Genomic DNA, 8,837 nt, shown 5'->3' on the forward strand with positions numbered 1-8,837 from the left:
TCGCACGGTCGGCGCCGGCGCGCAACGCGCCTAGGATGGGAGGACCATGGATGACGACGTCTTCGAGGACTACGACCGCGAACTCGAACTGGCCCTGTACCGCGAGTACCGCGATGTGGTCTCGCAGTTCCAGTACGTGATCGAGACCGAACGCCGGTTCTATCTCGCCAACGACGTGAATGTCGTCCGCCGCGACACCGAGCACGATTTCTACTTCGAGATCTCGATGACCGACGTGTGGGTGTGGGACATCTACCGTGCCGACCGCTTCGTGAAGTCGGTGCGTGTGCTGACGTTCAAGGACGTCAACGTCGAGGAGCTCTCGCGTCGCGACTTCCAGCTGCCCGAAGAGCTCTCGCTCGACAGCTGACGGTTCCTCCCCAGGAGCCCGAGTCGCCGGGCCGTCCCCGGATCGCGGTTCCGGCCCGTCGGGGCATGAAGCCCGGATGCCACGCTCTCGGGCATGGCAGCGAAAGACGACTTCGGGCGAGCCGGTGAAGAACGGGCCGCCCGCCACCTGACCGCGAACGGTTTCCGCATCCTCGACCGCAATTGGCGGTGCCCGCAGGGCGAGATCGACATCGTCGCCGAGACCGCGGGAACGCTCGTCGTGGTCGAGGTGAAGAGCCGGACGAGTGAAGCGTTCGGGCACCCGTTCGAAGCGATCGACAAGCGCAAGGCCGCGCGTCTGTGGCGACTGGCCATGGCGTGGATCGCCGTGCATCCGGAGGAGGCCCGGCGACGGAGTCTGCGCATCGACGCGATCGCCCTCATCGGCGCCGACCCGCGAACCGCGCGACTCGAGCACCTCGAGGATGCGCTGTGACCGTCGCGCGTACGTGGGCGGTGGCGTTGACCGGGGTGCGGGGCGATCTCGTCGAGGTCGAGGCCGACCTGTCGCCCCAGACACCGGAGTTCGCGATCATCGGGCTGCCGGACAAGGCGCTCGGCGAGGCGGTCCGGAGAGTGCGGAACGCCTGCACCAACCGGGGTTTGGAACTCCCCAAGCGCCGATTGACGGTCAACCTGTCGCCCGCGAGCCTTCCGAAGCGCGGGTCGGCGTTCGACGTCGCGATCGCGGTGTCCGCTCTGGCGACGACGGGGATGATGGATGCCGCCCGCGTCGCCGACACCGTGCACATCGGCGAGCTCGGTCTGGATGGGCGTCTGCGGCCCGTCCCGGGGGTACTGCCGGCGGTCCTCGCGGCGCACCGTGCCGGGCGATCGCGCGTGGTCGTGCCCGCGGCGAATGCCGCCGAGGCTCAGCTCGTCGAGGGCATCGAGGTGCGCGCCGCGACCTGCCTGGCGGAGGTCGTGCGCTGGCACGGCGGTCTCAGCGAGGCGCCTGATCTGCTGCCGGTGCTCGCGGAGGAGCCTCCCGTCGACCGCGGAGAATCCCTCGACCTGGCCGACATCCTCGGACAACCGGATGCCGTGGACGCCTTGGTCGTCGCGGCCGCCGGCGGCCATCACCTGCTGATGAGTGGGCCGCCGGGCGCGGGGAAGACCATGCTGGCGCGTCGGCTTCCCGGCATCCTGCCCGATCTCGACGACGAGGCGGCGCTGTCGGTCGCGTCCGTGCGTTCCCTCTCGGGACAGGTCGTGACGCGTCTGAGTCGGACACCGCCGTTCGAGAGCCCGCATCACGGTGCCAGCGCGGCGGCGCTGATCGGAGGAGGCTCGGGGGTCGTGCGCCCTGGCGCCATCGCCCGCGCCAGCGAGGGTGTGCTCTTCCTCGACGAAGGGGGAGAGTTCCCGGCCTCCGTGCTGGACGCTCTGCGTCAGCCGCTCGAGAGCGGGGTGATCCAGCTGCACCGTTCCGGGGTGTCGGCGACGTTCCCCGCGCGGTTCCAACTGGTCGTCGCAACGAACCCGTGCCCGTGCGGGCAGCACGGCGTGCCGGGAGGAGTGTGCGAGTGCGCGCCGCAGGCGATCCGTCGGTACACGCGACGGCTCTCCGGGCCGCTGCTGGACCGCATCGACCTCGACCTGCGTCTGCAGCGCGTGTCGGACGCGCGCCGGTCGGACGCGGCGCCGGCCGTGACCACGCGAGACGCCCGCGCGATCGTGGCGTCGGCGCGCGAACGCGCCGCGCACCGTTGGGCCGCGACTCCGTGGCGTCGCAACGCCGACGTCCCGGGAACGTGGCTGCGGGGCGCGGCCGCCCCTGATCCGGCGGTGCTGCGTCCACTCGACACGGCCCTCCGGCGCGGCTCCCTCACCCTGCGCGGGTACGACCGTCTTCTGCGCGTGGCGTGGACCGTCGCCGACATCGCGGGCCACGACCGGCTCCGGGCAGAGGACGTGGGGCGCGCGCTCTTCCTCCGGCAGGGGAGCGTCGCGTGAACGGCGGCGATATGGGACGGGCCGCAGCAGATGCCGCGATGGCCGGGCTGGGCCTGGCGAATGCCGTCGACAGGGCGGAGGCGTACGCGCGAGCGTGCTGGACGGTCCTAGCCGAACCCGGCGACGGGGTGGCGGGAGACCTCATCGCGAGGTTCGGCGCGGAGGCCGCTCTCCGGATCGCGCACGCCGACGACGATGACGAGTGGAGTGCGGGCCGAGCGCGATGGCGTCCGCGGGCCGACCGCGCTGCCGTTCGCGGTGCGCTGGAGGCGGGGCGCCGGACGGGGGCTGCGTTCCTCGTTCCGTCCGACCCCCGCTGGCCCCGACGGTTCGACGACCTCGGCGTCCATGCGCCGCACGGCCTGTGGGTCAAAGGCGACCCCGGGCGGCTCATCGACACCTCGACGGTGGCGATCGTCGGCGCGCGCGCGGCGACTCCGTACGGGGAGGCCGTGGCGGCCGACCTTGCCGCCGATCTCGCCGCATCCGGGGTGGCCATCGTGTCCGGGGCCGCCTACGGCGTCGACGGCGCGGCGCATCGTGCCGCTCTGTCGGTCGACGGGACGACGATCGCGTTCCTCGCGGGCGGCGTCGACCGGTCGTACCCGCGGGGACACGAGGGTCTGCTCTCGCGCATCGCTGCAACCGGCTGCGTCGTGAGCGAGACGCCCTGCGGCGCGGCTCCGACCAAATGGCGTTTCCTCTCCCGGAACCGGTTGATCGCCGCGTCGGCCGATGCGGTGGTCGTGGTGGAGGCGGGCCATCGGAGCGGCTCCCTCAACACGGCGGCGCATGCCGCCCAGCTCGGGCGCGCGCTCGGTGCCGTGCCCGGTCCCGTGACCAGCGCGGCCTCGGCCGGCAGCCATCGCGTTCTGCGGGAGTTCGGCGGCGTGTGCGTCACCTCCGCCGAGGATGTGCGGGAGATGCTCGGCGCGGCCGTCCCACCTCGTCAGAACGCGGAAGGCCGCACCGACGAGAGCAGCCGATTGATCGACGCGCTGTCGCCGCGCACCGGCCGTAGCGTCGACGAGATCGCCCGGCGCGCGGGCTTCTCGGAGTCGGATACTCGAGCCCTGCTCGGACTCGCGGAGCTCGACGGGCGCGCCGCGCGGTCGGAGGACGGCCTGTGGCGATCGTCGCGGCCGAGCCGGTGAGAATCGAGCTCGGCGGAGGCAGCCCGCCGCCCGGGGCGGGCAGGTCGGTGGCGGCGCGCGCGTCCTGCGCACCGCCCGTCGGCGTCGGGGGCAGTCTTGACGCATGCGGATCTCGGAAGCGGTCGAGGGGTACCTCTCCCACCTCGGCAGCGTGCGGCGGCTCTCACCGGCAACGGTGCGCGCCTACCGCTCCGATCTCGCGGACCTCACGCGCGCCTCGGGCGATCCCGAGATGCGCGACATCGACGTCGAGGCGCTCCGCGAGTGGCAGTGGGATGCCACCACCTCGGGCCTCAGCAAGGCCACGGCCGCGCGGAGGACCTCCACGGTGAAGGGGTTCCTGGCGTGGGCACGCGAGGAGGGCGTGATCGACGCCGATCCCGCCCAACGTCTCGTGGCTCCCAAACGCGGGCGCACACTCCCGACCGTCGCCACCGCGCCCGCGCTGGAGGGACTGCTCTCGCGAATGGAGGCGGCCGCGCAGACGGGCGACCCGGTGGCCCTGCGCGATCACGCGCTCCTGGAGCTGCTGTACGGCACCGGCGCGCGAGTATCGGAGATCTGCGGCCTCGACGTCGACGACGTCGACCACGAACGGCGCACACTGCGCCTGCGGGGCAAGGGCGACAAGGAGCGCGTCGTCCCGTACGGCGCCCCGGCCGCACGGGCCCTCGACGCCTACCTCGTTCGGGGCCGGCCCGCCCTCCGGGCGCGCGCGGAGGATATCGACGCGGCCGTGTTCGTCGGCGCCAGAGGCTGCCGTCTCGGACCCCGCACCGTGCATTCCCTGGTCTCCCGTGTCGTCGGGCCGGCGGTGGGGGCGGAATCCCTCGGCCCCCACGCCCTCCGTCATTCGGCCGCGACGCATCTGCTCGACGGCGGGGCCGATCTGAGATCGGTGCAGGAGATCCTCGGGCACGCCAGCCTCGGCACCACCCAGATCTACACCCACGTCTCCGCGGAGCGACTCCGCGAGGCCTACCGGCTCGCGCACCCCCGTGCCTGACATGTCGCACACGCCGCACGCCGTCGTGGCGCGCGACGGGCGGCGGTCGTAGCGTAGAGCCGTGGCGCATCGTGCTCGACTCGTCTGGGCGACGGGAGGGGTCCTCCTCTCGCTGACGCTGCTCGCCGGTTGCGGTCTCGCACCCCAGCCGGTCGTGACCCGGCTTCCGCCGGCGGCATCCGGAACCTCCGCCGCCCCGAGCGCGAACCCGACTCCGAGCGGCACGCCCACCGACGCGACGCCCACGACTCCTGCCCCCGGGACGAGCGCATCCGTCGCACCGGGAGACGCGTCGGTCACCGCGTGCGGCGACGGGGGCGCCGCGACGGTGACCGGATCCGAGCGTTCCGTCCGCGTCGACGGCACCTGCACCCGACTCACCGTGTCTGGCTCCGCGATCACCGTCGACGCGAGCGCCGCCACCATCGCCACGCTGACGATGTCGGGGGATCGCCTCCGCGTCACGGCCTCTGCGGTCGATGACGCCACCGTGCAGGGCAACGACACATCGCTCACCGTGAGCGGCACACTCGGCCGCCTCGATCTCAGCGGCGACCGCGCGACGATCTCGACCGGGGGAGCGCTCGGCACCCTCGTCCTCCGTGGGCAGGACAGCGTCGTCACGGCCGGCGGTGGGATCGGCACCAGCACGGTCGAGGGGCGCGGCAACAGCGTCGGCTGATCCCATCCGCCGCGGATCACGGCAGGGACCGACGTTCAGCAGCACGGCAGCAGCACGGCGCGGGGCACCCCGCCCAGCAACCGCAGCGGGTTGACGTACTCGCCGTTCCACCGCACACCGAAGTGCACCGCACCACCCGCGACGTGGCCGCCCGCCGCCACCTCGCCGATCGGGTCGCCGCGCGCGACGGGAACTCCCACGCCGAGCACCGTCGTGACGGGCTCGAACGTCGTCACGAGGCCGTCGCCGTGGTCGATCGTGACGACGGGGCGCCCGGCCACCTCTCCCGTGAACGCCACCCGTCCGGGAGCGGGGGAGCGGACGCGCTCGACGTCGCCGAGGTCCACGCCGCGATGGCCCGCGGCGTACGGGCCCGGGGGCGCCTCGAACGGACGCACCACCCGCACCACCGCGACCGGCCACGCCCAGCCCCGGTCCGCGAGCGGGTCGCGCTCGGCGGCATCCGCCGCGGTGGTGCCCAGGGCGAGCAGCAGGACCGCGATGGATGCCGACATCCGCGACAGCCGACCGGTGAAACGAGTCCTCATGAGTGCAGCGTGCCCGGCGCGACGACGAGCCGGTACGCGGCATCCCCCGTTCGGTGGGCGGGGCGCGGATCGGACCTCGTGGGGAGGAGGTGTCCTGTATGCTGGAGGACGCATCTCGTACATCGGGATGACTCCGCGTGCCCACAGCGCACCGCACTGGCCCCCGGGTCAGCGCACCGCGCGGCATCCACACCCCACGGTCCTCCGCTCCGGCGGAAGGCGGGTGTGCGCCGGGCACCAGGCTCGCCGGTCCCTCGATCGGCGCGAAACAACCGCAACCACGGCGCGAGAGCGCCTCAGAACAGGAGTACGACCATGGCCGTCGTCACCATCCGCCAGCTGCTCGACAGCGGCGTTCACTTCGGACACCAGACCCGCCGGTGGAACCCGAAGGTCAAGCGCTTCATCCTCACCGAGCGCTCCGGCATCCACATCATCGACCTCCAGCAGTCGCTGTCGTACATCGACAAGGCCTACGAGTTCGTCAAGGAGACCGTCGCGCACGGCGGCACCATCCTCTTCGTCGGCACCAAGAAGCAGGCGCAGGAAGTCCTCGCCGAGCAGGCGACCCGTGTGGGCCAGCCCTACGTGAACCAGCGCTGGCTCGGTGGCCTCCTCACCAACTTCTCGACCGTCTCCAAGCGCCTCGCTCGCATGAAGGAGCTCGAGGAGCTCGACTACGAGAACCCGGCCGAGAGCGGCTTCACCAAGAAGGAGCTCCTGCTCAAGAAGCGCGAGCTCGACAAGCTGCACAAGTCGCTCGGTGGTATCCGCAACCTGCAGAAGACCCCCTCGGCGATCTGGGTCGTCGACGCCAAGCGCGAGCACCTCGCCATCGACGAGGCCAAGAAGCTCGGCATCCCCGTGATCGGCATCCTCGACACCAACGCCGACCCCGACGAGTTCCAGTACCCGATCCCCGGCAACGACGACGCGATCCGCTCGGTGAGCCTGCTCACGCGCATCATCGCCGACGCCGCCGCCGAGGGCCTCATCCAGCGCCACCAGCCCGCCGGTGAGGACGAGGCCGCCGAGCCCCTCGCCGAGTGGGAGCGCGAGCTGCTCGAGACCCCCGCCGAGACCGGTGCAGAGGCCGTCGAGGCCGCGACCGAGTCCGCTGACGACGCCGCCGGCGCCGAGGCCCACGACGAGGCCGTCGCCGCCGAGTCCGGCGAGGAGACCGCCGAGGTCGCCGACGCCGAGGCCACCGACAGCAAGTAAGCGCGCCGCCGCGACACCGCGGCGTCACCCGCACAGGCTACGATCCGGCGGGGTCGTACGCGCCCCCAGGGGTGCGCGCGGCCCCGCCGAGCTCACATCAGAACCACCAACGACTTAGGAGACGCCACACCATGGCAAACTTCACGATCGCCGACATCAAGGCCCTGCGCGAGCAGCTCGGCACCGGCATGGTCGACACCAAGAAGGCGCTCGAAGAGGCCGACGGCGACGTCGAGAAGGCCGTCGAGATCCTGCGCCTCAAGGGCGCGAAGGGCAACGCCAAGCGCGCCGACCGCTCCACGAGCGAGGGTCTCGTCACCGCCCGCGAGACCGAGGGCGCCGTGACGCTGCTCGAGCTCGCCTGCGAGACCGACTTCGTCGCCAAGAACGACCGCTTCATCGCGCTGGCCGACAAGGTCGTCGCCGCGGCTGCCGCCGCCGGTGCCGACTCGGTCGAGGCCGCCCTCGCCGCCGACGCCGACGGCCAGACCGTCGAGCAGCTCATCTCGGACGAGGCCGCGATCATCGGCGAGAAGGTCGAGCTCCGTCGCGTCCGCACCATCCGCGGCGACAAGTTCGAGGTCTACCTGCACAAGACCAGCAAGGACCTCCCGCCGCAGGTCGGCGTCGTCCTCGCCTACACCGGCGACGACGCGGAGACGGCTCGCTCGATCGCGCAGCACATCTCCTTCGCCAACCCCTCGTTCCTCACCCGTGACGACGTGCCCGAGGCCGACGTCGAGAAGGAGCGCGAGATCGTCACCGAGATCTCCCGCAACGAGGGCAAGCCCGAGGCCGCGCTGCCGAAGATCGTCGAGGGCCGCGTGAACGCGTTCTTCAAGCAGGTCGCGCTGCTCGACCAGGACTACGCGAAGGACAACAAGCTGTCCGTCGCGAAGGTCGCGTCCGACGCCGGTCTCACCCTGACCGACTTCGCCCGCTTCAAGGTCGGCGCGTAAGCACCGATGACAAGGCCCGGGATGCCATGGCATCCCGGGCCTTTTCCCTGCGCGCGTGGCGTATCGGTCGCGTCGGCGGGGGAGATAGTTTGAACCCGACGAGAGGACATGACACGTGATCGATGAAGCGACCCGGCGCCGCCGCGTTCTGCTCAAACTGTCCGGTGAGGCTTTCGGTGGGGGACAGCTCGGGGTCAACCCCGACGTCGTCAGCCAGATCGCCCGGGAGATCGCCGAGGCGGTGGATCGCGTGGAGATCGCGATCGTCGTGGGCGGTGGCAACTTCTTCCGGGGCGCCGAACTCAGCCAGCGCGGCATGGACCGCGGCCGCGCCGACTACATGGGCATGCTCGGCACCGTGATGAACGCCCTCGCCCTGCAGGACTTCCTCGAGCAGGCGGGGGCCGCCACGCGCGTGCAGTCCGCGATCTCGATGACCCAGGTCGCCGAGCCCTACATCCCCCGCCGTGCACAGCGGCACATGGAGAAGGGTCGCGTCGTGATCTTCGGCGCGGGTGCCGGCCTGCCGTACTTCTCGACCGACACCGTCGCCGCGCAGCGTGCGCTCGAGATCGGTGCGTCCGAGGTGCTCGTGGCCAAGAACGGCGTCGACGGCGTCTACACGGCCGACCCGCGCGTGGACCCGTCCGCGACGAAGCTCGACCACCTCACCTACGGCGACGCGCTGCAGAAGGGTCTGAAGGTCGTGGACTCGACCGCGTTCAGCCTCTGCATGGACAACGGGATGGACATGCGGGTGTTCGGCATGGAGCCCGCCGGCAACGTCACCCGCGCCCTGCTCGGCGAGACCATCGGTACGCTCGTCACTTCGTGACGCGCGGCGCGGGCCCCGGGTGCCGGCCCCCCCGCGCCAAAACAGGGACCCCACGTTTAAAACAATTCGGAACAAAGAACCCCCGC

General features: G+C 71.7%; 10 protein-coding genes. 9 read left to right on the plus strand and 1 reads right to left on the minus strand.

Annotated features, from left to right (window positions below; all coding sequences use genetic code 11):
- The first annotated feature begins 46 nt into the window (after positions 1-46).
- From QM517_RS03475 to QM517_RS03500, 6 genes are all read left to right on the plus strand, one after another.
- A complete protein-coding gene (locus tag QM517_RS03475) occupies positions 47-370 on the plus strand; it encodes a DUF2469 family protein (protein ID WP_022878868.1) in 324 nt (107 codons plus the stop codon).
- A gap of 93 nt (positions 371-463) precedes the next feature.
- Positions 464-826: a YraN family protein gene (locus QM517_RS03480; RefSeq protein WP_283285237.1), complete on the plus strand. Its 363-nt coding sequence runs from the start codon at positions 464-466 to the stop codon at positions 824-826.
- Positions 823-2,346: a YifB family Mg chelatase-like AAA ATPase gene (locus QM517_RS03485; protein ID WP_283285238.1), complete on the plus strand. Its 1,524-nt coding sequence runs from the start codon at positions 823-825 to the stop codon at positions 2,344-2,346. Before QM517_RS03480 ends, QM517_RS03485 begins: the two co-directional genes overlap by 4 nt.
- On the plus strand, positions 2,343-3,500 hold the full coding sequence (gene dprA, locus QM517_RS03490) for a DNA-processing protein DprA (RefSeq protein ID WP_283285239.1): 1,158 nt from the start codon (positions 2,343-2,345) through the stop codon (positions 3,498-3,500). The genes QM517_RS03485 and dprA overlap by 4 nt, the downstream gene beginning before the upstream one ends.
- A 103-nt stretch (positions 3,501-3,603) precedes the next feature.
- Positions 3,604-4,506 (plus strand): tyrosine recombinase XerC, encoded by a 903-nt coding sequence (locus QM517_RS03495; protein WP_283285241.1) that lies wholly within the window; start codon positions 3,604-3,606, stop codon positions 4,504-4,506.
- Positions 4,507-4,567: 61 nt separating this feature from the next.
- Complete coding sequence (locus tag QM517_RS03500) at positions 4,568-5,188, plus strand: DUF3060 domain-containing protein (protein WP_283285243.1); 621 nt, start codon at positions 4,568-4,570, stop codon at positions 5,186-5,188.
- A 35-nt stretch (positions 5,189-5,223) separates the two neighbouring features.
- Here QM517_RS03500 and QM517_RS03505 read toward each other — a convergent pair whose 3' ends face one another.
- Positions 5,224-5,736: a M23 family metallopeptidase gene (locus QM517_RS03505; RefSeq protein WP_283285245.1), complete on the minus strand. Its 513-nt coding sequence runs from the start codon at positions 5,734-5,736 to the stop codon at positions 5,224-5,226.
- Between the two features lie 315 nt (positions 5,737-6,051).
- On the opposite strand from QM517_RS03505, the gene rpsB reads away from it, so the two are divergent.
- The 3 genes from rpsB (at position 6,052) to pyrH (ending at position 8,751) form a co-directional block, all read left to right on the plus strand.
- The gene (gene rpsB, locus QM517_RS03510) at positions 6,052-6,957 is read left to right on the plus strand and encodes a 30S ribosomal protein S2 (protein WP_077051619.1); all 906 of its coding nucleotides are present in this window, start codon (positions 6,052-6,054) and stop codon (positions 6,955-6,957) included.
- A gap of 131 nt (positions 6,958-7,088) precedes the next feature.
- Positions 7,089-7,916: a translation elongation factor Ts gene (tsf, locus tag QM517_RS03515; RefSeq protein WP_077051618.1), complete on the plus strand. Its 828-nt coding sequence runs from the start codon at positions 7,089-7,091 to the stop codon at positions 7,914-7,916.
- A gap of 115 nt (positions 7,917-8,031) precedes the next feature.
- Positions 8,032-8,751 carry a UMP kinase gene (pyrH, locus tag QM517_RS03520; protein WP_077051617.1) on the plus strand — a complete coding sequence of 240 codons (720 nt, stop codon included), beginning with the start codon at positions 8,032-8,034 and terminating at the stop codon, positions 8,749-8,751.
- The last annotated feature ends 86 nt before the right edge of the window (positions 8,752-8,837 follow it).

Source organism: Microbacterium sp. IEGM 1404, from assembly GCF_030056775.1.
Classification (GTDB): domain Bacteria; phylum Actinomycetota; class Actinomycetes; order Actinomycetales; family Microbacteriaceae; genus Microbacterium.